28 protein-coding genes are annotated in these 22,860 nt (G+C 37.2%); 10 read left to right on the plus strand and 18 right to left on the minus strand.

The annotated features are described in order from the left end of the window. Positions 1-119: 119 nt before the first annotated feature. Positions 120-1,073: a hypothetical protein gene (locus ACVWYG_RS04285; protein WP_457268909.1), complete on the minus strand. Its 954-nt coding sequence runs from the start codon at positions 1,071-1,073 to the stop codon at positions 120-122. Positions 1,074-1,115: 42 nt separating this feature from the next. Between ACVWYG_RS04285 and ACVWYG_RS04290 the strand changes: the two genes are divergently transcribed. Then, complete coding sequence (locus ACVWYG_RS04290) at positions 1,116-2,246, plus strand: dipeptide epimerase (RefSeq protein ID WP_457268911.1); 1,131 nt, start codon at positions 1,116-1,118, stop codon at positions 2,244-2,246. Here the strand turns inward: ACVWYG_RS04290 and ACVWYG_RS04295 are convergent. The 7 genes from ACVWYG_RS04295 to ACVWYG_RS04325 all read right to left on the minus strand — a co-directional run bounded on the left by ACVWYG_RS04295 (position 2,230) and on the right by ACVWYG_RS04325 (position 6,047). Beyond that, positions 2,230-2,421 (minus strand): DUF6358 family protein, encoded by a 192-nt coding sequence (locus tag ACVWYG_RS04295; protein ID WP_457268912.1) that lies wholly within the window; start codon positions 2,419-2,421, stop codon positions 2,230-2,232. The two genes, ACVWYG_RS04290 and ACVWYG_RS04295, sit on opposite strands and share 17 nt — an antisense overlap. 96 nt (positions 2,422-2,517) lie before the next feature. Beyond that, positions 2,518-2,835, minus strand: a complete 318-nt coding sequence (locus ACVWYG_RS04300; RefSeq protein WP_457268913.1) for a rhodanese-like domain-containing protein — start codon at positions 2,833-2,835, stop codon at positions 2,518-2,520. Positions 2,836-2,922: 87 nt separating this feature from the next. Beyond that, complete coding sequence (locus ACVWYG_RS04305; RefSeq protein WP_457268914.1) at positions 2,923-3,495, minus strand: YceI family protein; 573 nt, start codon at positions 3,493-3,495, stop codon at positions 2,923-2,925. A 202-nt stretch (positions 3,496-3,697) separates the two neighbouring features. Further along, positions 3,698-4,198, minus strand: a complete 501-nt coding sequence (locus ACVWYG_RS04310; RefSeq protein WP_457268915.1) for a DUF3347 domain-containing protein — start codon at positions 4,196-4,198, stop codon at positions 3,698-3,700. Positions 4,199-4,208: 10 nt separating this feature from the next. Continuing rightward, on the minus strand, positions 4,209-5,018 hold the full coding sequence (locus ACVWYG_RS04315) for a hypothetical protein (RefSeq protein ID WP_457268916.1): 810 nt from the start codon (positions 5,016-5,018) through the stop codon (positions 4,209-4,211). Then, on the minus strand, positions 5,018-5,554 hold the full coding sequence (locus tag ACVWYG_RS04320; RefSeq protein ID WP_457268917.1) for a heavy-metal-associated domain-containing protein: 537 nt from the start codon (positions 5,552-5,554) through the stop codon (positions 5,018-5,020). The genes ACVWYG_RS04315 and ACVWYG_RS04320 overlap by 1 nt, the downstream gene beginning before the upstream one ends. 91 nt (positions 5,555-5,645) lie before the next feature. Then, positions 5,646-6,047, minus strand: coding sequence for an HYC_CC_PP family protein (locus ACVWYG_RS04325; RefSeq protein ID WP_457268918.1), 402 nt, complete (start codon positions 6,045-6,047; stop codon positions 5,646-5,648). A gap of 91 nt (positions 6,048-6,138) precedes the next feature. Here ACVWYG_RS04325 and ACVWYG_RS04330 point away from each other — a divergent pair, with 91 nt between their 5' ends. Together ACVWYG_RS04330 and ACVWYG_RS04335 are read left to right on the plus strand one after the other, a co-directional pair. Next, positions 6,139-6,843: a peptidylprolyl isomerase gene (locus tag ACVWYG_RS04330; protein ID WP_457268919.1), complete on the plus strand. Its 705-nt coding sequence runs from the start codon at positions 6,139-6,141 to the stop codon at positions 6,841-6,843. A 71-nt stretch (positions 6,844-6,914) separates the two neighbouring features. Then, on the plus strand, positions 6,915-7,682 hold the full coding sequence (locus ACVWYG_RS04335; protein WP_457268920.1) for an exodeoxyribonuclease III: 768 nt from the start codon (positions 6,915-6,917) through the stop codon (positions 7,680-7,682). An 8-nt stretch (positions 7,683-7,690) separates the two neighbouring features. On the opposite strand, the gene ACVWYG_RS04340 is transcribed toward ACVWYG_RS04335, so the two are convergent. From ACVWYG_RS04340 to efp, 3 genes are all read right to left on the minus strand, one after another. Beyond that, positions 7,691-7,849: a hypothetical protein gene (locus ACVWYG_RS04340; RefSeq protein ID WP_457268921.1), complete on the minus strand. Its 159-nt coding sequence runs from the start codon at positions 7,847-7,849 to the stop codon at positions 7,691-7,693. A gap of 2 nt (positions 7,850-7,851) precedes the next feature. Then, positions 7,852-8,415, minus strand: coding sequence for a 5-formyltetrahydrofolate cyclo-ligase (locus ACVWYG_RS04345; RefSeq protein ID WP_457268922.1), 564 nt, complete (start codon positions 8,413-8,415; stop codon positions 7,852-7,854). 126 nt (positions 8,416-8,541) lie between these two features. Next, positions 8,542-9,102 (minus strand): elongation factor P, encoded by a 561-nt coding sequence (efp, locus tag ACVWYG_RS04350; protein WP_457268923.1) that lies wholly within the window; start codon positions 9,100-9,102, stop codon positions 8,542-8,544. Between the two features lie 134 nt (positions 9,103-9,236). Here efp and yiaK point away from each other — a divergent pair, with 134 nt between their 5' ends. The 5 genes from yiaK to ACVWYG_RS04375 all read left to right on the plus strand — a co-directional run bounded on the left by yiaK (position 9,237) and on the right by ACVWYG_RS04375 (position 12,288). Next, on the plus strand, positions 9,237-10,253 hold the full coding sequence (yiaK, locus tag ACVWYG_RS04355; protein ID WP_457268924.1) for a 3-dehydro-L-gulonate 2-dehydrogenase: 1,017 nt from the start codon (positions 9,237-9,239) through the stop codon (positions 10,251-10,253). A 147-nt stretch (positions 10,254-10,400) separates the two neighbouring features. Continuing rightward, positions 10,401-10,832, plus strand: a complete 432-nt coding sequence (locus ACVWYG_RS04360) for an RrF2 family transcriptional regulator (RefSeq protein WP_457268925.1) — start codon at positions 10,401-10,403, stop codon at positions 10,830-10,832. 201 nt (positions 10,833-11,033) lie between these two features. After that, complete coding sequence (locus ACVWYG_RS04365) at positions 11,034-11,429, plus strand: group III truncated hemoglobin (RefSeq protein WP_457268926.1); 396 nt, start codon at positions 11,034-11,036, stop codon at positions 11,427-11,429. After that, positions 11,426-11,869: a hypothetical protein gene (locus tag ACVWYG_RS04370; protein ID WP_457268927.1), complete on the plus strand. Its 444-nt coding sequence runs from the start codon at positions 11,426-11,428 to the stop codon at positions 11,867-11,869. The genes ACVWYG_RS04365 and ACVWYG_RS04370 overlap by 4 nt, the downstream gene beginning before the upstream one ends. 269 nt (positions 11,870-12,138) lie before the next feature. Further along, the gene (locus tag ACVWYG_RS04375) at positions 12,139-12,288 is read left to right on the plus strand and encodes a hypothetical protein (protein WP_457268928.1); all 150 of its coding nucleotides are present in this window, start codon (positions 12,139-12,141) and stop codon (positions 12,286-12,288) included. Between the two features lie 334 nt (positions 12,289-12,622). Here ACVWYG_RS04375 and ACVWYG_RS04380 read toward each other — a convergent pair whose 3' ends face one another. From ACVWYG_RS04380 to miaB, 7 genes are all read right to left on the minus strand, one after another. Next, the gene (locus ACVWYG_RS04380; RefSeq protein WP_457268929.1) at positions 12,623-13,015 is read right to left on the minus strand and encodes a GreA/GreB family elongation factor; all 393 of its coding nucleotides are present in this window, start codon (positions 13,013-13,015) and stop codon (positions 12,623-12,625) included. A gap of 131 nt (positions 13,016-13,146) precedes the next feature. Further along, on the minus strand, positions 13,147-13,533 hold the full coding sequence (locus ACVWYG_RS04385; RefSeq protein ID WP_457268930.1) for a GreA/GreB family elongation factor: 387 nt from the start codon (positions 13,531-13,533) through the stop codon (positions 13,147-13,149). Between the two features lie 724 nt (positions 13,534-14,257). Beyond that, complete coding sequence (gene secG / locus ACVWYG_RS04390) at positions 14,258-14,614, minus strand: preprotein translocase subunit SecG (RefSeq protein WP_457268931.1); 357 nt, start codon at positions 14,612-14,614, stop codon at positions 14,258-14,260. A gap of 10 nt (positions 14,615-14,624) precedes the next feature. Continuing rightward, entirely contained in the window at positions 14,625-15,635 is a 1,011-nt protein-coding gene (locus ACVWYG_RS04395; protein ID WP_457268932.1) for a hypothetical protein, read from the minus strand. Positions 15,636-15,697: 62 nt separating this feature from the next. Further along, positions 15,698-16,201: an LptE family protein gene (locus tag ACVWYG_RS04400; protein ID WP_457268933.1), complete on the minus strand. Its 504-nt coding sequence runs from the start codon at positions 16,199-16,201 to the stop codon at positions 15,698-15,700. 13 nt (positions 16,202-16,214) lie between these two features. After that, complete coding sequence (locus ACVWYG_RS04405; RefSeq protein WP_457268934.1) at positions 16,215-17,444, minus strand: sigma 54-interacting transcriptional regulator; 1,230 nt, start codon at positions 17,442-17,444, stop codon at positions 16,215-16,217. A gap of 64 nt (positions 17,445-17,508) precedes the next feature. Beyond that, positions 17,509-18,927, minus strand: coding sequence for a tRNA (N6-isopentenyl adenosine(37)-C2)-methylthiotransferase MiaB (gene miaB, locus ACVWYG_RS04410; protein WP_457268935.1), 1,419 nt, complete (start codon positions 18,925-18,927; stop codon positions 17,509-17,511). 201 nt (positions 18,928-19,128) lie between these two features. On the opposite strand from miaB, the gene ACVWYG_RS04415 reads away from it, so the two are divergent. Together ACVWYG_RS04415 and ACVWYG_RS04420 are read left to right on the plus strand one after the other, a co-directional pair. Further along, the gene (locus tag ACVWYG_RS04415) at positions 19,129-20,898 is read left to right on the plus strand and encodes a hypothetical protein (protein WP_457268936.1); all 1,770 of its coding nucleotides are present in this window, start codon (positions 19,129-19,131) and stop codon (positions 20,896-20,898) included. Positions 20,899-21,002: 104 nt separating this feature from the next. After that, positions 21,003-22,802, plus strand: a complete 1,800-nt coding sequence (locus ACVWYG_RS04420; RefSeq protein ID WP_457268937.1) for a hypothetical protein — start codon at positions 21,003-21,005, stop codon at positions 22,800-22,802. Positions 22,803-22,860: the final 58 nt, after the last annotated feature.

Genomic DNA, 22,860 nt, shown 5'->3' on the forward strand with positions numbered 1-22,860 from the left:
TTGAAGCAACAGTTGGAAGATGTAAACCAGCTATAGCGTATTTTCGCACTGTAGAGGTGCAAAAAGGAAAGAATTTCAATGCGATCGGTAGCCCCTGTAAATTACAGATCATCTATTATCTACCCAGCCGTTGGTAAGCACGGGTTCTCAAAAAAACTCATTGGCTTTTCAGGATTTTTGATAATTTCGAATAAAGTAAAGCCCCAAGGTTTTAAGAAGTTTTCTAATACTTGGCCATACACTTTATTTTGCCAAACGTCAAAAAGCGGCTTATCGAAAGCACCTCTTAAGGGCATATTTTCTATAAATGTAGTTTCTTTTAAAGACACTATGGTATAATCTGGCAAGCGATTAAATAGATACGCAGAATAATAATACCGAGCTGATAATTCTTCAAACTGCTCGGCAGATAACGCCTTCCCTTCAACATCTTTTAATAGTTCATGGTGAAAAATAGCATTGGTTCCATTGTCTTGTAAGCAGGCAATAATTCCGAAATTTTTAAATTTCATTGAAAAGGTTAAGGTGTTAATTTCATCTCGAAAGCTAAATGGCGTGTTTTTATCTACAAGTTCTACTACGGTGATAGACCAAGGTTTAAAGTTTTCGAAAACTAAGTCGCTATACAGTTTTTGCAGGAAAAATTGATGTGTACCGAATCTTTTAATAAGCGATTGCGACATATTTAAACCGGCCGCGGTTCCCTCCGATTTAATCGCTACGTTCATCTCTGCATAAATAAATCCATACAAAAATTTCCCAATCCAAATAAATAGATCACTTTCGTCTAGCTTGAAAATACCTGCATAACCGACGCTGAACGCTTTCTCAATCTTGCTTTCTAGCGGGATTAGGAACTCATTATTTAGACTCGAGTCTATTGGTAATTCTAACGAGCTATAGCTGCGAATGCTTTCATCTAGTAGTTTTATTTGCTCTTCACCGCTCAATTCTGCATGGTTTAATAACCATTTTGGCAGGAGCGGAATTTGTGTAAGAGAGGTACTTATATCTTTCCCGCTAAGGAAACACTTATTGTAGGAAAAGTCGAAATTTAAAAAAGGATTGTACATTTATTTTAGTATTAATGCAATGTTACCACTATTATTTTTGGAGTGGAGCACCTTAGATCAATTTTAACGTTGCCATTACTTTATACATTTGGGAGTGCAGCAAAGAAAGATTTATTATCTTGGCACATTAAATATTTATCCATGCAAGTTGATTATCGACCTTACGAACTCGAGCTGAAACATCCTTTCTCTATCGCAAAATTCACCAGAACAAGCACTCCGCTACTGCTTTTAAAATTAACTTTAGATGGTGTAGAAGGATTTGGAGAAGCATCAATGGTGCCTTACATGGGTGAAAGCTATGCGAGTGCCACTAAATTCCTGTCAAAAATTGATTGGAAAAAAATAGTGTATCCCTTCGATTTCGAGAAAATTATTGAGATGTTAGATGGGATTGCTGAAGGGCAACCGGCTATAAAAGCTGCGGTCGACATTGCTTTAAACGACATAAATGGCAAGATTTTAAACAGGCCCTGTTTCGAATTTTATGGCGCCGACCCAAAAGAAATGCCAGTTAGCTCTTACACTATTGGGATTGATACGCCTGCAATAATCCGCGAAAAGCTTAAAGATGCTGCGGCTTTTAAAGTGATAAAAGTAAAATTAGGAAGAGACCACGATCGGGAAATTATAGAGACAATTAGGAGTGTAACCAATGTGCCGCTGTTTGTAGATGCAAACCAAGGGTGGGCAGACAAGCAAAAGGCTATAGACCTTATTTATTGGTTGCATGATCAGGGTGTGTTGTTGATCGAACAACCAATGGATAAAATAAATGTGGAGGGTAATGCGTGGCTTACCGAAAGGAGCCCAATTCCGCTATTGGCTGATGAAGCGTTGCAACGTTACAGTGATTTAGAATCTTTACGAGGAATTTATCACGGCATCAATGTTAAATTGATGAAAAGCTGCGGGATGTACGAAGGCCACAAAATCATTTTGAGAGCAAAAGAACTCGGAATGAAAGTGCTTATTGGTTGCATGAGCGAAACAAGCTGCGCAACACTTGCTGCTATTGCTTTGGCTCCGCTTTGCAATTGGGCCGACTTAGATGGCCCATTTTTAACCACTAATAATCCATTTAAAACGCCAGATTTTAAAGACGGAAAGTGGATATTGAAAAACCAGGCCGGACTTGGTTTAGAAGGCGTAAATACTAATCTTTTTCCTTAAACGATTTTTTAATGTCTTTGGAAAGTTGAACTTTTAGATAGATGAAGGCACCGCCAATGCCTACTAGAAACGCTGCTGGGATATATTTACCATTATTATAACACCATACCAATCCCATAATAGAGAGGATAATAAAAATATTATAAACAATATTTATAGCGATTTTTTTACCCATTTGGTTAAAATTAATGCAGAACTTCCACTAATGGAAGCGCTGCAAATATTAGAAAAATTCCGCTGAGGAGGCTTTTTAGATTTAAAATGTTATTCACTAATAAACAGGCATGTCTGGATCATAAGCTTCTTTCCAAGCCACAATTCCTCCCTTAAGGTTGTACAAATTGTCGAAACCAAATTGCTGTTCTAATTGCATAATTGCTGCCGCACTTCTTTTTCCACTCCTACATTGTACAATTACTGGCTTGTCTTTGGCAATTGCATCTGCCTCTATTAATATGCCACCTAAAGGTATATTTTGTCCGTCTAGGTTAGAAACTTCATATTCAAAAGGCTCGCGGACATCTATCAATTGAAAATCTTCTTTATTGTCGATTTTTTGTTTCAATTCTTGTACCGATATTTCTTTCATAAAAAATTAATTTCTACAAATATAGTTTTTTTAAAAGTTTTAGGACAAATGCTAATTTCATGGTAATGCAACAAGATGTCTGCTAAATTATGGGGTTTTAATAAACTCTAAATTTAACTTAATCTCTACGTTTTTTGCCAATGCGGCACCTGTTGGGTCATAGTCGACGTGGTAATCTAGTCGATTGATATTTGTTGTCGCACTAAATCCAGCTTTAACGGTGCCCTTAGCGTCTTTTGCTGTTCCGCCATTTACCACCTTGAAAACCACATCTTTAGTAACATCTTTAATGGTTAGTTTGCCACTGAGCTCGTAATTATCGCCCGCTAGTTTTTTAAATTTTGTGCTTTCGAATTTCATAATTGGGTACTTCTCAGCATCAAAAAAATCTCCAGTTTTGAGGTGTTTGTCGCGCATAGCTACGGTGGTATTTACGCTGTTGACATCGGCAGTAAAATTGATCGCGGCATCAGACAAATTTTCTTTCGCCGCCACCAATGTTCCAGAAAAAGTAGTAAAATTTCCATTTACAAAGGAGATGCCCATATGTTTGATTGAAAAGGCAACAAAGGAGTGCATCGGATCCGTTTTCCATGTCGTTTCCGCAAACGTCGATACTGAAATCGCCGTGAAGATGAGCACTAACATTAATTTTTTCATAATTTCCGTTTTAATATAAGTTAGCCCTTATCTGTTTTGGAGCAGCCGAAAGATAAGAAAGATAATCTATAAACGGTATTGGCTTTATTCGTCATTCCTGAAAGGAATATGTACACTTCATTCCTCCAAAAGACAAGGCAAAATTGACAGATTAGGGCCTGGTCGGATTTAATAGGAATTTTATTTTCTTATTAGGGCTTAATTATTGTTCATTAATTGCTTCTTTCACAGTTCCACATGTCAACATAGACTTTCCGTAGTAAGGATTTTCTATCTTTTTAGTTTCATTTAACCAACTTTCTTTCGCCATTGGGCAGTATTGTACAAAAACGGCATCTTTTCCAAGCTTTAGGTTTTTAAAAATCTTAATCATGGCGTTGGATAATTTCCCGAAAAGTTTTCTTTGCTGTACGATCTCTGCGCTCGCTGCAATTGATAAAGCTGCAGATTTGGCTTCGGCTGATTGTTTAATCCATATACCTTGGCTGCCAGTAGCAAATGCAGCGGGTTTTGCTTGTGAAAGATCTACGGCCAATAGGGTGGCAGTCTTAGCTGCCAGAGCATCATCATCTGCTGCTAGAGCATTTTTTAATTGATAGTAAATATCAAGCACTTTTTTTGTGCTATGCTCTTTCGTTTGGGTAGATCCCGTGTTTATTTGCGTTGTAAATAGAAACGCAATTACAATTGCTATTTTTTTCATTTTTTCAAGTTTATAAAATGTTGTAAAAATTTAATTCTAAGCGTATCAGCCAAGCACTTTTGTCGAACCTATTTTCTAAGTTCCCCGCCGCCTGGAATCGGTAACCTAGGTCTAAAAGTGTTCTACTATTCAAAATTATTTGTGCAGCCGGCGCAATATCTACATAAGATTGCCCACTAGTTGGATCTGTTTTACCTAACAATTCTAAGTAAATATTAAAATTGGGTTGCTTATAATTCTTGTAGACTGTTGGCGCAAGTAGATAGCCGGTAGAAAAGCTGTAATTCAGCATATTGTCTGGTTGCGGTACACCAAAAGTCTGCTTGTTTACCTCTTTGAAAGCATGAGAAAACCCGATTGTAGAAGAGAATGCAACTTTATGTAGCAGTTGGGTAAATATCAATCCACCCTGTAAACCGCTATTATCACCCTGTAAATTTATATCTTTACTAGAGGTTTTACGGTTACTTCCACTAATTCTTCCAAATGCAGCTATTCTAAAATGGGTTTGGACTTTATCGTCGGCGTAAAATCTGTATTTTGCATACAAACTGCCTCCTTCAAACTTATAGCCACCGTCATAATTAGAAAAGAAACCTTGGGTATGTACCATTAAATTTTTGCTGAAACCAAACATGACCTCAGGCGTCATCCTATTTTTAAAATCGTTACCGGGCATGCCCTTGCTGGTAATTCGTACTCCTAAAGAATGAGCTGCCATATTACTAGCCGGCTCGGCAAAAACATACAGTTCTTGCGCAGAAATGGTTGTGCAGCCTACCAAAACGATGGTAGCCCACAATAAGCAAAATTTCCTCACTAAGATGCTGTCAAATGGTATATACGGGTTTTTTTTCCGTTAACTAAGCCCGATCCATCGGCGTATGCGTCCGAAGAAATTTTAGTTAAATTCTTTTTGTAGGTCGATTTGGAGATAAAATCTCTATCTATTACAGAAAGTTTCACTGGGCCATTTAACGTCGTATTCTTCAGGTTTTGGAAGCGATACACGTTGTTTCCAACAATGGCTTGTCCATTGGCATCTACAGCTACCTGATCAAATTGCATCGTTACGTTTAAGGAGCCTACAGAAAATCCGGCTTCGTCTACCTTTTTTAAAATCTGATCGAAATCTACCGGAGCATCTTTTTTAAATTCCAACACAAAAATCCCCTTGTTTAAATCTGGGGTAATGGTGTTGATGGATGAAATGGTTTCTAGTGACTTCTCTGTCGATTGGCTGCACATAGAACACGTCAAGCCGGTAACTAGTAAATCTGCGCTTCTAAGGGTCTGTGCCGAAGCAACTATATTTGTGCCAAGCATAAAAATGCTAGCAAATAAGAATGTTTTCATGAGGTGTATTGTATTTATAAAAATTTGAATCACTTATTGCAGATTTATGCTACAAGCGAATTAATTAAAGGCTTTTCGGAATCTAAAAACCCTAATTTCTAAAAATACAGTTGAAGAGATGAAGCGAAATAATTGCAGAAAGCGGAGGCGCTTTGTTACTCACAAACGTGAAACCTGTTGTTATCACATTTTTTAATATGGCTACAACTGGGGCTCTAACAAATAATACTGCAGCAAAAAATTTTGGCAGATCCGTTTTGGCTTCTAATTGATGGCTATCTTTTACGGTTAAAGAGATTTTACTCGTTTTGCAACAATCGTTTGTTTTTTTTGCAGTCGTCTTTTCTAAGCAAACCTTACAAGTAGCTGACGATTCGAATATTTTGACGTTGTCTAACTTACCAGCGCAAAAGTGCAAACTGAAAGCCAGACCCATTGCGCTTGTAACGTATAGGATAGCAAAAAAAGCCGCTATTTTTTTCTTAAGTTTCACTAGTACAAAGGTACTTTAAAAAAAGGGGGAAATTGACGGGGTTAACTCAGGGCATTATCATATTTTGAATATCTTTGGATTAATGTTTTATATGAAAAGATTTCTGCTGCTTTTTTTCTCTTGCTATACCATCGCGACCTTCGCGGCTAAGCCAAAAAACAAGTATGTAAAAATAGAAACCGGCTACGGCGCTTGTATTGTGAAATTGTACAATCAAACGCCATTGCATAGAGACAATTTTGTAAAACTTGCAAAGCGCAAGTTTTACAATGGGCTTTTATTCCATAGGGTTATTAAAGATTTTATGATTCAGGGCGGGGATCCCGATTCTAGAAATGCAAAACCAGATTCCCTTTTGGGCGAAGGAGATGTCGGCTACACCATTAAAGCAGAGTTTAATGACAGTCTTTTTCATAAAAAAGGCGTTATTGCAGCTGCTCGAGATGACAATCCTGAAAAAGCATCTAGTGGATGTCAGTTTTATTTGGTGCAGGGAAAAGTTTTTACTGATGAACAATTAGATAAATTAGAAAAAACCCGACTTCATTTTGCCATCCCCGTTTGGCAGCGCGAGGTTTACAAAACCATTGGAGGCGTGCCGCATTTAGATCGCAATTATACCGTTTTTGGAGAAATAGTAAGCGGGATAAGTATGGTAGATTCTATCGCGAAGATGCCAACCGATAAAAATGATCGCCCCATAGCAGACGTTAAAATGAAAATTACCTTGCTAAGAAGAGGGCAGGTACGCCGATTGGAACGAGAATTGGCAAAGAGAGAATCGATGAAAATTTAGTTTAAAGCATTGGTTCAAAACTTATTTTTTGAATGCTTTCACCGTTTGTATTAAAAGAATATCAGGTTAACATGAAAATAATATCATACAATGTAAATGGCATACGTGCTGCAAGTACAAAGAATTTTTTTGGTTGGTTGCAAAGTACTAATGCAGATATGGTTTGCCTACAAGAGGTAAAGGCGTTGCCCATACAAATTCCGGAAATATTGGATTTAATTACCCAGCTAGGATATCATTATTATTTTCATCCTGCAGAAAAAAAAGGATATAGCGGCGTGGCCATTTTAACTAAACTTAAGCCTTTACATGTTGAGATTGGATGTGGCGAGGATTGGATTGATAAAGAAGGAAGGATTTTGCGTGCAGATTTTGAAGACTTTTCTTTGATGAGCCTTTATATGCCATCAGGTTCGAGCGGAGAAGAACGCCAAGGTAAAAAATACGTTTTTATGGAATTTTTTGACAGCTATATTGCTAGCGTTAAAAGAGAACATCCCAATTTAATTGTGAGCGGAGATTATAATATTTGCCATACAGCGATTGACATTCATAATCCAAAATCTAATGCAAACTCATCGGGTTTTTTGCCCCAAGAGCGCGAATGGATGCAGCTTTTTCTAGAAAATGGTTTTATAGATACGTTCAGATATTTTAATAAAGATCCATACCATTATACTTGGTGGAGCTATAGATCAGGCGCTAGAAGTAGAAATTTAGGGTGGCGCATCGATTATCACCTAGCAACAACCGCCATGGAAAATCGCCTGAAGAGTGTTAAAATTTTACCTGACGCCATCCATTCAGATCATTGTCCAGTATTGTTAGAACTAGATTAGCAAAAAACCTATAGATTTTCAGCCTCGTATTTATCGCCTGCTGTAATCATTTGTTCAATAAGGATTTTGTCTGATGTGGATAATTCCTCTTTTTCTTGCAGTTCGAACAGCGCAATCATATGTGCTTCGTATTGCTGTTCTGTTTTTATTGTGATTTCGTTTTCCATTGTCAAGAAAAATTTATAATTCCATTTGGGGTGATGCACGCGTCAAGAGCGACGTCGTTGTTCTGCAAATCGCTTATCTCTACTGATAAATCGTTTAAAGATAGGCCAATTTTTTTGGCTTTTGAATGCTGCAAAAATCGATCGTAAAAACCTTTTCCATAACCAACCCTATTTCCGTTAATATCAAACCCAAGCACTGGTACAATAATCAAATCAATTTCGGCGTCGTAAGGCCGGCTTTCCTGTGGTTCTAAAATGTTATATAAGTTTTTTTTCAAATCTGCTTTTCCCAAATATTCATGGTGACTCATGAGCGAGGTTGCAAAATCGGCTTTGGGTACTATAATTTTAATATCCGAATGGTGTAATTGCAACCAGTCAATAAATAAAAAAGTATCAGGTTCGCTTTTTTCTAAAATAGGTAAGAAAATATGTAGCACATTAACGCAGCTAAAATCCAAGCAAGAAAAATGTTGCAACAGCTTTCTGTTTCTTAGGTTGAATTCCTGTTTGCTTAATTCTTTTCTTTGAGCCATTGCGGCCAACCTGATTTGCTTTTTTAGCATGATTTAAATATGGATTTTCCCAGGTGATTAGGCAAATTGCTAAGAAACGAAGAAAAATAAAAAACCACGACAGATAATCGTGGTTCTTATTAAGTTTCCAAGCGTGGTGCTCACCAAATGCCGCTTCTATTTTACGCGTTCAACATATTCGCCTGTACGTGTATCAACTTTAATTTTATCACCCTGGTTTACAAATAAAGGTACTTTAACTTCAACGCCATTCTCTAACGTTGCTGCTTTTAAGGCATTTGTAGATGTATCACCCTTTACTGCCGGCTCAGAATAAGTAATTTCGAACTCAGCGAAATTAGGAAGTTGTCCCATTATTGGTTCGTCACTTTCCATAGATACAATAACGTTCATTCCTTCTTTAAGAAACTTTATAGATGCTCCGAATAAATCTTTCTCTACGTTAAATTGCTCGTAGGTAGTGTTATCCATCACAACCAAATAATCGCCACTATCATATAAATATTGATAATCGTTGGTTTCTACCCTACAAATCTCTACAACTTCGTCCGTATTCATACGGGCTTCTACAATTCTACCAGATTTAATACTGCGAAATTTACCTGTATAAAATGCACCGCCTTTACCAGGTGTACGATGATTCCATTCTACAACAGTTACTAATTCATTATTGACGCGTAAGATGTTACCGTTTTTGATTTCTGATGCTTTTGACATATGTTTGCTTTGTTATTCGGCTAAATTTTTGCCAAAGTTAACAAGTATTTTCAAAGATGTGCATCTAAATCAGATGGTTCTTCGGAGTTGTATAAATGCCGGGTTTATTAATTATTTGCGTCAAAAAAAAAGCAATGGACAATACAGTACGAGTTCATCATGAGGTAGTGAAACAAAAATTCGGTAGAATTTTAGTCCAGTGTGGCTTTTCCGTTAATAGGGCTGCCGAAATTGCAGAAACATTTGCCGAAAATAGCTTAGAAGGCATTCCCTCACATGGGCTAAATAGATTTCCTGATTTTGTTAAGTTATGTCTTGAAGGGATCATCGATAAGGAAGCTTCTCCGTCTGCGGTAAATAAAATGGGTGCGTTAGAAGTGTGGGATGGGAACTCAGGTCCGGGAATTTCTAATGCACATTTCAGTATGGCGAGGGCGATGGAATTAGCGAATGAATTTGGGATTGGATGTGTGGCCCTTAGAAATACCAACCATTGGATGCGCGGCGGCACATATGGATGGCAAGCTGCAAATGCTGGTTACATTTCCATTAGTTTTACCAACACAATGCCGTTGGTTGTTCCTTGGGGAGGATTGGAGTCTAGGCTTGGCAACAATCCGTTGGTTATTGCGGTACCTAGTCCTGATGGGCATGTGGTTTTAGATATGGCGATTTCACAGTTTGCGATGGGAAGGGTAAAAAATTACAATACCGACAAAAAAGATTTGCCTATGGATGGTGGCTACGATATGGCCGGCAATGTGACAAGAAATCCCGAACAAATAGTGGAATCCGGCAGATTAATGCCGATAGGATTTTGGAAAGGGTCTGCATTGGCATTGATGTTAGATTTGTTGAGCACCACGTTATCTGGAGGAAATTCTACCGCCAGCATCTCTAAGTTAGAGAAAGAAAGTGCTGTTTCACAAACATACATTTGTTTTAAACCCGATGCTTTAAATCCGGCTTATGCAGAAGCAATAAGAGAAATTTTGGCTTATACAAAAAATTCAAGCGCTAATGACCAAGTTAGATACCCCGGAGAACACATTAAGCGGATTCGTGCGCTTAATTTGAAAGAGGGAATTGAAGTAGATCGGGCAATTTGGGAGAGTTTAGATCATTTGATAGCAGATGACTCAGTTATTTAACAATCAGGACAGAGGTGTTAAAACCCAACATTTTAATAATTTAATATAATCGAAACAATTTACTTAAGCGTCAAAGATTTATATAAATAATAGAAGAGTTTTTTATCTTCTGTCTATTTTTTTACATTTGTCTCATAATTTAAAATAATGTTTTCAAAAACTTGCGAGTATGCGATGAGAGCAATGATTTTTATAGCACAAAATGCGATAAATGGCAGTAAAGTTGGCGTCAAGGCCATTGCAGATGGGATAGCTTCTCCCGAGCACTTTATCGCTAAAATTTTGCAGGAGCTTGGTAGAAAAAATATGGTGCAATCTTTAAAAGGTCCTAATGGCGGTTTTTATTTAGATGAGAAGTCAGCTAAAACTTCACTTGCAGCTATTGTTATGGTAATGGATGGCGATAAATTTTTTACAGGATGTGGATTGGGACTTAAACAATGCTCGGAATCAAATCCTTGTCCCATTCATAATCAATTTAAGAAAATTAGGCAAGACACTTTAACCATGTTAGAAAGTGCCCGCTTAGATGGGTTGGTTAAAGAGATGAATTTAAATCAACTGTTTTTAAAAAGATAATTTTTTGTTCTTAAAATCTAAGACTTGGTTGCCCAAATAGAAGATAAAAAGATATTAATATCAGTTTTATGAAGCGTAAATCGAAAAATTAATAGGAAGCGATTTATAACCTGTAGGGTTTGGATATTGATTATTGTTTTTTTTGGTATGGCGTTATTTTGTTTAGTTAGGTGTATTTCTATTACTCAGTTAAAAAAATTAATGAAATCATTAACAGATATATCAACTTTGGAAGACATTAAATTGTTGGTTGATACTTTTTACGGCGAGGTGCGAAAGGACAAACTTATCGGCCCTATATTTAACAGCAAATTGGCTGGAAAGTGGGAAATCCACTTGGAAAAAATGTACACGTTCTGGCAAACCGTTTTGTTAAATAAACATACTTATTTTGGCAGTCCGTTTCCACCTCATGCAAAAATGTCTATAGAAAGGCAACATTTTGATGCTTGGTTGTCTTTATGGCGCAGGGTGATAGATCAATATTTTAAAGGAGAAATTGCAGAGGAGGCGAAGTGGAGGGGAGATAAAATGGCAGCGCTTTTCTTGGCCAAAATAGATTACCACAAAAATAGTTCAGCAACCCCCCTTTTATGAGAAGTCGAGTAAATCATCCTCTAGCGCTAATTGGTATTTTTATTTGGGTAGGAGCGGTGTTTGCCATCAGCTTTTTAGAAGCTTGGCTTAAATTTCAGGCACCTGGAGTTACGTTGGCCATTGGTTTGGGTATAGGAAGGTTGGTATTTAGCGCCCTTAACAACCTAGAGTGGATATTATCCATCGTTATTGTTGCCAGTTTTTCTTTTGGAGGTTCTAAGTTTTCTGAAACGGCAAATTTATTGGTCTTTTTTGTGATTTGCTTGTTGATGTTGCAAACGTTTTGGTTGCTGCCATCATTAGACCGACGTGCAGGCTTAATAATTGCAGGGGGAAATTTAGGGGCTTCTAACCTACATATCTACTTTATTGCCGCAGAGATTTTGAAAATTCTAGCACTTTTGATGGCTGGGATTTTAAACTTTAAGAAAGATCGATAAATGCGCATCCAACATTGTTACGGAACCTAACCTTTTAATTGACTTCGAATTATTCATCTAAAAAGAGTTTTCGAGTGTTGTCATTATTTGCCAACGGCGAAAGCAATCTATATCGTACGCCGAAAGACGAGCATCAGCAAATAGAAATTCTATAAATAGATTTCAGTCCAAAACATCACCGAAAAAGCCAATTATTTAGCGCTCGCAGATTTGCAGGGAGAACATATCCGTTTTGAAGAAGGGTTTCTTTTTTTTAAAGAACAGTTTTTATGCATGAGGATTTTAAGGAAATTAATATTGAATTAAAGTTAGGTGATGGCAAAGATAATGAAGTGCCCTTCGGCGATGAATTCGGGTTTTGCCGAAGTGGGCTCGTGGGGCTAATAGGTGTATTTGTGACGAATAATGTTTGGAGATAAAAGCTAACTAAGGTGAATATCATTGTTTAATGGCGCTTATCTCCGATCAGATCGATGTAGACGGGTTTGGAACTTTTGGAGGAATGGAACGTTGTGCTAGGTGCGTGGCTGAAGTCTTAGACCTTCAATCCCAATTTCCAAAGTCTGACAAAAACGAATATTTAATAACTTTGAAGGTTATAGTAAGAATCCAACATAAGGTTGAACTTCGAACTGAATGTAGACATTAAGATCAATCACGCCAAGTTTCCATTTAGGATGCTTCATGTTTGGTTCTTAAAAACAAGGAAAAGGAAAATAATTCCTCTGCCTTGTTTTGCACTGAAAAGGTGAGCTAAATATCGATGACTTGATCTATTTTAAATGTTTTTGCGCCTTCGTCGGTGCTCCAAATTATAGTTGCTCCTTTCGCATATCCAACTAGTGCAACACCCATATCAGACAATATAGAGCGCGTTCCGTGTTTTTTTCTAGCCAAATTTGGTGGTACAAAACGGTAAGTTTTAGTTTGCTGTAAATCTACGTCGGTTACCGTAACTTCCTTATAGACGTCTACTACGCCCGCTGGTAAATCTTTTCGCAATACCTGTTGGGCGTTTTTAAGTTCAATTGCAATCCTAGTTTCGTTTTCTAAACTTAGTTTCTTACGTACAATTTGCGCCTTTAATAAATCAAACATTCCAGTAGTTACAATTATGTTATTTTGAGATGAATTAGGTGTTGTCATAATTTTTAGTGTTTTAATTAAATTTAAATTTTTATGATTTCTTTACTAACGCCCCGAGAATGGCCCATTCACGGGGCTATTCCATTAAAGTCTACGCTCTCGTTATAAGTGTACATAAAATTCTATTTAAGTTATTTCGGCGCTTCTACCTCTGTTATTTTAAATGTTTTAACTCCTGCAGGAACTTTCCAACGCACTGTTTCACCTTTTCTAAATCCAATAAGTGCTGCGGCTATTGGCGTCAATACAGAGATTTTCTTTTCTTTAATGTTGGCAAATTCAGGCAATACAATGGTTAACTCTGTAATCTTTCCCGAGGATTCATCCTTGATTGAGATTTTTGAATTTAGTCTGATGGCGTGCGCCGGAAATACTTCTTTCTTTAGAATGATGGCTCTACTCAATTCGGAGGAGAGAGACATTTCATTGCTTATCGTTTTCAGTTTGCTGAAATAAGGTTTAAGTAAGTTATAATCCTCTTGGGTAATCATAACCGGATTAGTTTCGGGTAAATTCATTTTTTATCTGATAAATTTCTTATTAATTGCCAATTTTAGGTGTGCAACTCGATTAAAAATTAAACTAGTAGGTAAGGGTTTTTATTTTGCGGTCTTTAGATCAGTTATTAAAAAATCAAAAAGCGAGATAAACTGCAAGCAAGGAAATATACTTTTTGGAGTTTTTAAAAAAAGAATGAAAAATGACAAGCTTAAAGGAGATCCCCAGGCCAGCTATTTTTGGTTTAGAGGCTTAGGGCTATATTATCAAAGTCCTTGAAGGAAGAAATATAGAAAAGATTGCTAGCTGGCTTTAAAAAATATAGATTCATGCCATCCTCGGACCGCTGCACGTAAATATTTAGCGGTTTGGAGAAATTTATGATATCGATATGTTGGCTTTTTGTTATCAATTGAACTAAGATACTAATTTGAAGTTTAAGGCGCAAGTAAATCTATTTAACAGTAGCTCGGTTAAGCCAATTATCGAGCTTTTTGACTTTAAAGTTGCATCAAATCGTTTTAATTCGATAAACGATTTCCATTCTGCGTCAACCATAGAAAGGTGATAAACGTTAGGTTGAATTTCTTATCACCCGCAGCGCTCGGTGTTCTGCATACCGTACGAGAAATAAAACGAAATACATTTGAAATAATCTACTATAAAATAGAGTTAATCAACTCTAATTCGAACAAAAAAAGCCCTTACAAAGGGCTTTTTTTAAAATATTTTTTTTAAAACGAATTATTTTTTAGTACTGTCTCCAGTAGGCGTAGCAGTTGGTGCAGTTTGTTGTTGCAGTGCTCCGCCAATTGGCGACGGACTAGGTGTTTTGTCCAACCGTTCTTGAATTGCAGAATTAGCGCCAGATTTCTGGCCTCCACCCATAGACAAAGTAGTTATCGTTAATGAAATTACCACAATGGCAGCCATCATTACCCATGTTCCTTTTTCCAGTACGTCTCCCGTACGCTGCACACCAAACATATTGGTGCTTCCACCACCAGTAACTAAGCCACCGCCTTTTGGATTTTGGATGAGCACAAAAATGCTGATGCCAATGCATAAAATGATCAATAAAATGATTAAAAAAGTTACCATGATAATATATTTATAATTTTTTTTCTATAGATTTAATAAGGTCGGCAAAGTAAAGGCTTTTTTCTGGATATTTCAAACTTAATTTTTTATAAGTATCTATTGCCTTTGAATATAGCATTTGCTCTATATAAATTTTAGCCAGCGTCTCTGTAACCAGATCATAATGATCTTCTGCGCTTTTTCTAGCCTTATTTTCGTTGTTTATGTGCTCAGGTTTTGGGGCACTTATGGTAGGATCTTCCTTTAAAAACCTCTCTATTACTCGAGCGCCTTTTGGTTCTTTTCCTTCTTTCTTCGGATAGTCTGCCAAATGATCGGCCACTTCAAATGGAGTCTGAATGTGGAAAATATGTTCTACATATTGTTGTTGAAACTCAATATCATTCTCTCCCAATTTTGCTTTCCTAACTTGGTTGTTAGGCTGTGCATAAGGCTGAAAAATCTGCTCATACTCTTTTCTAGTTTTTGCCAACCACCATAAAAAACTGTAAGGCAGCTTATCGTCGTCATATTTTGAAACGAAATTTATACTAGGTTCATCTGGAACAACGGTTTCTATAAAAGGCGGTTCGGCAGTGATATCTGTACTTAATTTCTGCTCAAAAGAGAAAAAGCTTCCATTTAGTGTGTTGGGGAATGAAAAGTCATCAACTATTTTTTCCGAGTTAAACAAATGTGCATCGCTGCCTGGCATGCTAATCGGCGTTTCCAGGTTAGAAAAATCATGGGTCGCAGAATTTTCTAATTGTACTTCTGCCTGACTAGTTAAAGCTGCTTCCTCTTGATGTTCATTAAATTTCTCGCTTTTTTCAACACCTTTATTAAGAAAACGATACAGCACCGGCCCACTGCTATAAATTGCAGCCGTCGCAAGATAGTTTTCATCCGCTTTGGCCAACAAAAGATATATGGCCTGCATATATGGATACTTACTCCGCATTTCTTGCAACATAGGTACATGAGTGGCAGAAACCATGTCAGGTTTTGCCATCAATTCTGCAAGAAGCGTTTCATTCTCCATTATTGGGCTTTGCGGCTAAGTTATAAATTGTAGCTGTCTTTTTAAATTTTAAATGCCATGTACTACCATTGGGCAAATGCGCGGTTAAAGATATCCTCTGTAAGCTGTTTGTTTATATTTTCTATAGCCTGCGGAAGCAGTGATTGCACAGGTGCACCATTTAAAGGGAAATCATAAAATCTACTAAAGCTCTGTTCGAAGCTTGATTTTGGGTTTAGACTGTTAGTGTATTTAACAGAAACAGTAATGGTTAGCCGATTTGCCCCTGCGGTCGGAGTGCTGCTGCTCTGTAGAGCGACAGGTTTTATCTCATATCCAGTAATTTGACCTTCGAAAATGGCTTGTCCATCTGTTTGGGTAATGCTTAATTTTGTTTGATTTCTGATACGTGTTTTTACAGCCTCTGTAAACTGGTTGCTTAAGGTAGGTACCACTAATGGTGCAATATTTTCGAATATGCGCACTGTTGCTGTTTTCATTTCGGGAGGGATGGAGGCGCCGCCGAATGAATAGGAGCACGAACTAAGCACCGCCAGCATCAACACCATAATAAGGTTTGTTTTCATTAAATGTGATATTTTAAAGGTCTAATTCCTTAATTTTTCTATAAAGTGTGCGTTCTGAGATTCCCAACTCCTGAGCAGCAAACTTGCGCTTTCCTTTGTGTTTTTTTAATGCTTTTTTGATCAAATCCGATTCCTTATCAATCAACGATAACGATTCTTCAACCTCTTCTGCCTCATGTGCATAATTGTAATCAGTATGGTTGTTATTTGGGGTTGGTTGCTGTATCGTAAAACTCCTATCGTGATTGGAAGGTAATTCTACGTCTCTGTATAACTGATTTATGTATTGAGGGTTGTCTGCTAAAACGGGAGCGGTGTTGCCACCATGATGTATAATTTCTGCAACTAGTTTCTTCAATTCGACCATGTCTTTTTTCATGTCGAATAAAACTTTGTATAAAATGTCCCGCTCCGTAAAATCTTCTTTCGAGGAGTTGATTTTCATCGGCAGGTTATGTCCCGATTCGTTCGGAATGTAGTGCAATAAGGCTGGGCCTTCCACATTTCTTTCTTTCTCTAACACACAAATTTGCTCTGCAATGTTTTTAAGTTGCCTTACGTTGCCCGGCCAGCTATAATTGGTTAAAATCTTTACTGCATCAGGCTCCAACTGTAGGGCCGGACTTCTATATTTGTCGCTAAAATCAGCCGCAAATTTTCTAAACAATAAAAATATATCCTCTTTCCTTTCGTGAAGCGCTGGAATACGTAAAGGCACAGTATTTAATCGATAGTATAGATCTTCTCTAAATTTTCCGTTAGATACTCTATCGTATACATCCACATTCGTAGCTGCAATAATTCGAACGTCTGTTTTTTGCACTTTTGAAGAACCTACCCGAAGATATTGGCCACTTTCTAAAATACGCAATAGCCTAGCTTGGGTTCCTAGTGGCAATTCCGCTACCTCGTCTAAAAAAATGGTTCCTGTATCGGCCACTTCAAAATAACCTTTCCTAGCTTCGTGCGCACCAGTAAAAGAACCCTTCTCATGACCAAATAGCTCAGAATCTATTGTTCCTTCTGGAATGGCACCGCAGTTTACCGCAATAAAAGGTCCATGTTTTCTTGCACTTAATTGATGGATAATGTGTGAGAAAACTTCCTTTCCACTTCCGCTTTCTCCTGTAATTAGCACAGACATATCTGTAGGCGCCACTTGGCTCGCAATGTCTATCGCTCGGTTTAATAATGGCGAATTGCCTATAATCCCGAATCGTTGTTTTATATTTTGTGTATCCATTGTGAAGTCTGATTAATTAGCATTACGCGTTAATTTTAGGTTCTTAAGACTTAACACTTTAAGTTTATAAAATCAATCTACCCAAAAGGGTTGCAGAGGTGCATTTTTCTATCAACACATTTGCGTAATCGCCAGGTTTAATGGTGGGCTCAGCAGGAAAAACAACCATAGCGCCACTGTCTCCTCTGCCGCAAAAATCTTTGTCAGATTTTTTGGAGGTGCCCTCAATTAAAACCCTAACGGTCTTTCCTATCCAGGCTTGTAACCGAAGCAAAGAATGCGCTTGCTGTTTGGCCAAAATTTCTGCAAGCCTTCGTTTTTTAACATTTTCAGGAATGTCGTCTGGTAGTTTTCTTGCTGCCAGCGTTCCCGGCCGCTCTGAATAAGTAAAATTGTAAGCAAAATCATATTCAACAAAATCCATTATACTTAAGGTTTCCTGGTGATCTTCTTCTGTTTCGGTACAGAAACCAGCAATGATATCAGTGGAAATGGCGCAGCCAGGAATTATATTTCTTATGGCCTCAATCCTATTGATGTACCATTCTCTTGTGTAAGTCCTATTCATCAGTTCCAAAATCCGGCTGTTGCCAGATTGAACAGGTAAATGGATGTAGTTGCAAATATTGTTGTATTTAGCGATGGTGTAAAGCACCTCATCTGTAATGTCTTTAGGATGCGAAGTAGAGAACCTAACCCTTAACAATGGGTCTACTAAGGCTGTTTGTTCCAAAAGGCTCGCAAAGTTGACCTGTTCAGTCCCATCTTCCGAATTCCAAAGATAGGAATCTACGTTTTGACCCAGTAAAGTAACTTCTCTATAGCCATCGTTAAACAAGCTTTTTGCTTCTGCAATGATAGAATGTGCATTTCTACTACGTTCTCTTCCTCTGGTAAAAGGCACCACACAAAAAGAGCACATATTGTCACACCCGCGTGTGATGGAAATGAAAGCATTTATACCATTGCTATTTAGCCTAACCGGACTTATATCTGCATAAGTTTCATCCCTAGAAAGCAACACATTTACAGCTTTTTGTCCGCTCTCTACCTGCCCAATTAAGTTTGGCAAGTCTCGGTAAGCATCTGGCCCAACCACAACGTCTACCAATCGCTCTTCTTCTAAAAATTTAGATTTTAAGCGCTCTGCCATGCAGCCTAATACGCCGACTATCAGCTTCGGATTTTTGCGCTTTACAGCACTAAATTGCGAGAGTCTATTTCTCACCCTAGTTTCGGCATTTTCCCGTATGGAGCAGGTATTGATAAAAATTACGTCCGCTTGATGATAATCATTGGTCGTATCAAATCCTGTGTCAGAAAGAATAGAAGCAACTATTTCACTGTCAGCGAAATTCATCGCGCAGCCATAGCTTTCTATATACAATTTTCTCGCATCAGGTTTTTTGGGTAAATCTAACAGGACAGCTTCACCTTGTCTAGCCTCATCATGCACCTTGTCTGCTATTTGTAAATCCATCATACACTAAAAAATATAGTTGGCAAAAGTACATTATTTATATTAAAAATGACAATTTGACAGGTTTTGTTATCTTCATTTTACAAAGCTTTGCATGTAGCCAATTTAATTTTATTAAACGCAGCAAATAGCGCTTAATTTATTTTATGACTACACAACGCAAACTTTTGGTCTTAACCAATTGTTAATAAATTTCTTGAGAAAATGATGGCATCAAAAAAAAGAAAAAATTTCTGGTTGTGGACATTAAGCATTCTGGGAGGGATTGTTTTAGTTCTAATAGTTGCAGCATTTATATTAAGTGTTAAATGGAAACCTTTGCTTACCGAAAAAATAAAGGAAGGTGTTTATAACGGTTCCCATCATTTGTATACGATAAATTTTGATAAGATAAACTTGAATCTCGTTACGGGTAGTTTGGCATTGCGTAATGTAACTTTAACACCAAATATAAGTGTTTACGACAGCTTGAAAATTGCGAATGTAGCACCAGCAAATATTTTTGAAATAAAATTGGCAAAGCTGCAACTTACGAGGATTAGTATTTTAAAAGCCTATTTTGACAAAGAAGTGAGTCTGAAGGAGGTTGTGCTAGAAAATCCTTCCATAAAGATGACACATAATAAAGTGTCAAAAAAGCCAGATTCTTTAAAGAACGACAGCACAATTTATCAAAAGTTATCTAAGACGCTAAAATCAGTGCACGTTAATACCATATCGATTAAGGACGCTGATTTTGTGTATGTGGATAAATCTGTTGCGAGTTCAGGCAACACTTTATTAAAACATGTTGACATTAAGGTAGACGATTTTTTATTAGATTCTTTATCGGGCAGAGATTCTACCAGATTTTTTTACACTAAAAATATTGGATTTCAGCTGATTGGTTATAAATCTTTGAGCAAGGATAAGATGTATACCATGAAAATTGATTCTATTTTCGGCTCTACAAAATCCAGGGAAATTACAATTAGCAACTTCAAAATGATTCCTATGTTTAAAGAGTTGGCATTTGCGAGAAAATATAAAGTGCAAAAAGATAGATATGATTTAACTTTTGGAAAAATAAAGTTTACAAACGTTGATTTTCTTGGTTTAAGTTCAGATCAAAATATAATGGCGGATAAACTCTCGTTAGCAAATGCAAAAGTTTTTGTATTTATGAGCAGGGAATCGCCGGCCCCTCCAGGCTTGGATAAAGCGAAGAATTTCCCTCAAATTGCACTAAAAAAACTGAGAATCCCCATAAAGTTAGACACTATCAATATCAAGGATTTGGACGTAACATACTCCGAATATAGTCCGGCCAGCAAGAAAATCGGAACGGTGTTTTTTAAAAATAGTAACGGTAGTATATTAAATGTAACGAATGACAGTTTGGAGCTCGCTAAAAATCACCATGCTTTGGTAAACCTAAATACATCATTGTTGGGTAAGAGTAGCTTAAACTTGAAAATTGATTTTGACTTAACCGCGAAAGATGGTGCTTTTAGCTACAGTGGCAACATGGGGAAATTTAACATGACAGGATTAAATTCTTTGTCTGTAGCACTTGGTTTGGTAAAAATAGAAACAGGACAAATTGATAAGCTGAGTTTCAACGCTTCAGGAAATACCAACTTGGCATCAGGTTCGTTAAGTATGCGTTATCACAATTTAAAAGTCGAGCTCCTTTCTGATGATATAGACGGTAAGGGTACAAAGAAAAAAGGTTTTTTATCCTTTTTAGCAAATACGTTATTGGTAAATGATAAAAATCCAAAGGATGGCGAAACGCCAAGAGAAGCGACAATGTCAAATACTAGAATTGCATCTGCATCCTTTTTTAACTTAATGTGGAAGACCATTTTCGTTGGCATAAAAGACATTGTTGGTGTAGGAATTGTACCGGAAAAAAATCCGGTGGAGCAGCAAAGGGCAGTGGCTAAAAAGATCAAGGAGCAAAAGCAAAAAAATAAGGCAGATAAAAAATAAAAATTGATTATTGCGACGATCAATCAATTTTAATTCGTTTTTTTACCCTGTAAGCCTTATTTCCGAATCGATGAGCGGTTTGCCTGCCCAATTTTTTATTTAACATGCCCCAAACAAAGAAGCATAAGATTAAAAAATTTAAATGGATTGCCACTGGCATTTCCGTAGTTTTATTACTGCTTGCCATTGCGGCCTGGTACGTAAATGTTAAGTCTAAGCCTTTTTTAAGTCAGCAGATAAAAGAAAATCTATACAAGTCTACCGATAGTTTATATACCATCAGCTTTACAAACCTAACTACGAATATTTTAACTGGGAACGCGACCTTAGAAAACGTAGAAATTAAGGCAGATACCGTTAGATTCAGGCAACTTATCGCGCTAAAAAGAGCTCCAAATAATCTCTATCAGCTGAAGTTGAAGAAAATGAGAATTAAGCATTTTCATCCGGTTACCTTTTATCGGTTTAGACAGCTGCGTATTGAGGAGATAATTTTTGACAATCCAGAGGTTGTAATGATTAATAAGCAGTTTGCCTTCAACGAAGACAGGCCGCCAAGGCCGCTCAAGTCTCCTTATACGCTAATAAAAAACGTATTAGCAGAATTTTCTATTGGCAACATAAAATTTAATAACGCTGGTTTTAAATATATTGATAAAAACACCGAAATCCCCGAAGTTCTTAATGTAGATCAAATAAACATTACGCTAGTAGATTTTTTGATCGATTCTACGTCTGCCGAAGATGCGACCAGATTCTATCTCCTAAAAGATGTTAGGATTAATATACACGACTATAATTATTTAACTCCTGACAGCATGTATAACATAAAACTGAAGGAATTAAATTTTGGAGCTGCAACAGGAAAACTCAGAATTGATAGATTCTCTGTCCAACCGCGGTACAGTGAAATGGAGTTTGGTAAAGTGGCAGGTTATGCAAAAGATCGTTTCGATATTGAATTTAGAGACATATTGTTAGATAAAATAGATTTACCGTTATTTATTAAAAAGCGAACCCTTTGGGCCAAAACGATGGCTATACAAAATGGGCATGTTGAAGTTTTTAACAACAATAGTTTGGGTCACAACAGTAAGGGCGGACGCGTTGGAAAGTTCCCCCAACAATTGCTGCAAAAGTTAGATATTCCGGTTCTTATCCAACAGATAAATCTTAAAGACATAGATATTGGTTATGCGGAGTACGATAGAGACAGCGACCAACGGGGCGTAATCTCTTTTAAAAGTACGAGTGGAACCTTTAAAAACGTCACTAACTTAGCAAAGATTAAGGCAATTAATCCTTCTATGGACGTTGCACTGACTACTTATTTAATGGGTCAGGGAAAGTTTGATGTGAATTTTAATTTCGATTTAAACTCCGATCAGGGCGCTTTTTCTTACAACGGATCGCTAAAAGATGTAAATGCCAGGATATTAAATCAAATCACAAAGCCCTTAGGACTTGTTCGGATAAATAGGGGTAATATAGATGAATTGAGCTTTAAATTTAAGGCGGATGAAAAAGGCACAGACGGCGTGGTTAACTTTAAATACTACGACCTTTCTGTTGCGTTAATGGAAAACGATCCAAACAAGGATCACCTGGTTAAACGAGGATTGATTTCTTTCCTTGCAAATGCATTGCTTATAAATTCAGAAAATCCATCGCGAGATGGCAAATTTACCTCCGCTCCCGTGCACTACCTAAGAGAGGAAAACAGTTCTTTCTTCAATATGCTATGGCGTAGTCTTTTTGTTGGGGTTAAACATAGCATTGGCATCACCGAGGAAAAAGAAAAAGAGGTAAAATTGCACATTGCCAAATTTAAGGAAATGAGGGCAAGCCATGAAGCGCGTAAAGAGAGGCGATTGCAGCGAAGAAAAGAAAGAGAGCGCCGCTAAATATCGGCATCAAACAATAAAAATTAACAATGTGATGTGGTTTGAATACAATAGTCGA

It is taken from the genome of Pedobacter sp. UYEF25, from assembly GCF_054061655.1.

What these genes read in the sequence shown, in the direction of transcription:
- ACVWYG_RS04310 (WP_457268915.1), bottom strand. Translation starts at nt 4,198, where the DNA reads ATGAAAAAAATAGCAATTGTAATTGCGTTTCTATTTACAACGCAAATA.
- secG (WP_457268931.1), bottom strand. Translation starts at nt 14,614, where the DNA reads ATGGTAACTTTTTTAATCATTTTATTGATCATTTTATGCATTGGCATC.
- ACVWYG_RS04395 (WP_457268932.1), bottom strand. Translation starts at nt 15,635, where the DNA reads ATGGAGAATGAAACGCTTCTTGCAGAATTGATGGCAAAACCTGACATG.
- ACVWYG_RS04320 (WP_457268917.1), bottom strand. Translation starts at nt 5,554, where the DNA reads ATGAAAACATTCTTATTTGCTAGCATTTTTATGCTTGGCACAAATATA.
- yiaK (WP_457268924.1), top strand. Translation starts at nt 9,237, where the DNA reads ATGGACAATACAGTACGAGTTCATCATGAGGTAGTGAAACAAAAATTC.
- ACVWYG_RS04370 (WP_457268927.1), top strand. Translation starts at nt 11,426, where the DNA reads ATGAGAAGTCGAGTAAATCATCCTCTAGCGCTAATTGGTATTTTTATT.
- ACVWYG_RS04420 (WP_457268937.1), top strand. Translation starts at nt 21,003, where the DNA reads ATGCCCCAAACAAAGAAGCATAAGATTAAAAAATTTAAATGGATTGCC.
- efp (WP_457268923.1), bottom strand. Translation starts at nt 9,102, where the DNA reads ATGTCAAAAGCATCAGAAATCAAAAACGGTAACATCTTACGCGTCAAT.
- ACVWYG_RS04330 (WP_457268919.1), top strand. Translation starts at nt 6,139, where the DNA reads ATGAAAAGATTTCTGCTGCTTTTTTTCTCTTGCTATACCATCGCGACC.
- ACVWYG_RS04415 (WP_457268936.1), top strand. Translation starts at nt 19,129, where the DNA reads ATGATGGCATCAAAAAAAAGAAAAAATTTCTGGTTGTGGACATTAAGC.
- ACVWYG_RS04305 (WP_457268914.1), bottom strand. Translation starts at nt 3,495, where the DNA reads ATGAAAAAATTAATGTTAGTGCTCATCTTCACGGCGATTTCAGTATCG.
- ACVWYG_RS04295 (WP_457268912.1), bottom strand. Translation starts at nt 2,421, where the DNA reads ATGGGTAAAAAAATCGCTATAAATATTGTTTATAATATTTTTATTATC.
- ACVWYG_RS04380 (WP_457268929.1), bottom strand. Translation starts at nt 13,015, where the DNA reads ATGACAACACCTAATTCATCTCAAAATAACATAATTGTAACTACTGGA.
- ACVWYG_RS04285 (WP_457268909.1), bottom strand. Translation starts at nt 1,073, where the DNA reads ATGTACAATCCTTTTTTAAATTTCGACTTTTCCTACAATAAGTGTTTC.
- miaB (WP_457268935.1), bottom strand. Translation starts at nt 18,927, where the DNA reads ATGATGGATTTACAAATAGCAGACAAGGTGCATGATGAGGCTAGACAA.
- ACVWYG_RS04400 (WP_457268933.1), bottom strand. Translation starts at nt 16,201, where the DNA reads ATGAAAACAAACCTTATTATGGTGTTGATGCTGGCGGTGCTTAGTTCG.
- ACVWYG_RS04405 (WP_457268934.1), bottom strand. Translation starts at nt 17,444, where the DNA reads ATGGATACACAAAATATAAAACAACGATTCGGGATTATAGGCAATTCG.
- ACVWYG_RS04365 (WP_457268926.1), top strand. Translation starts at nt 11,034, where the DNA reads ATGAAATCATTAACAGATATATCAACTTTGGAAGACATTAAATTGTTG.
- ACVWYG_RS04385 (WP_457268930.1), bottom strand. Translation starts at nt 13,533, where the DNA reads ATGAATTTACCCGAAACTAATCCGGTTATGATTACCCAAGAGGATTAT.
- ACVWYG_RS04375 (WP_457268928.1), top strand. Translation starts at nt 12,139, where the DNA reads ATGCATGAGGATTTTAAGGAAATTAATATTGAATTAAAGTTAGGTGAT.
- ACVWYG_RS04345 (WP_457268922.1), bottom strand. Translation starts at nt 8,415, where the DNA reads ATGCTAAAAAAGCAAATCAGGTTGGCCGCAATGGCTCAAAGAAAAGAA.
- ACVWYG_RS04300 (WP_457268913.1), bottom strand. Translation starts at nt 2,835, where the DNA reads ATGAAAGAAATATCGGTACAAGAATTGAAACAAAAAATCGACAATAAA.
- ACVWYG_RS04360 (WP_457268925.1), top strand. Translation starts at nt 10,401, where the DNA reads ATGTTTTCAAAAACTTGCGAGTATGCGATGAGAGCAATGATTTTTATA.
- ACVWYG_RS04335 (WP_457268920.1), top strand. Translation starts at nt 6,915, where the DNA reads ATGAAAATAATATCATACAATGTAAATGGCATACGTGCTGCAAGTACA.
- ACVWYG_RS04340 (WP_457268921.1), bottom strand. Translation starts at nt 7,849, where the DNA reads ATGGAAAACGAAATCACAATAAAAACAGAACAGCAATACGAAGCACAT.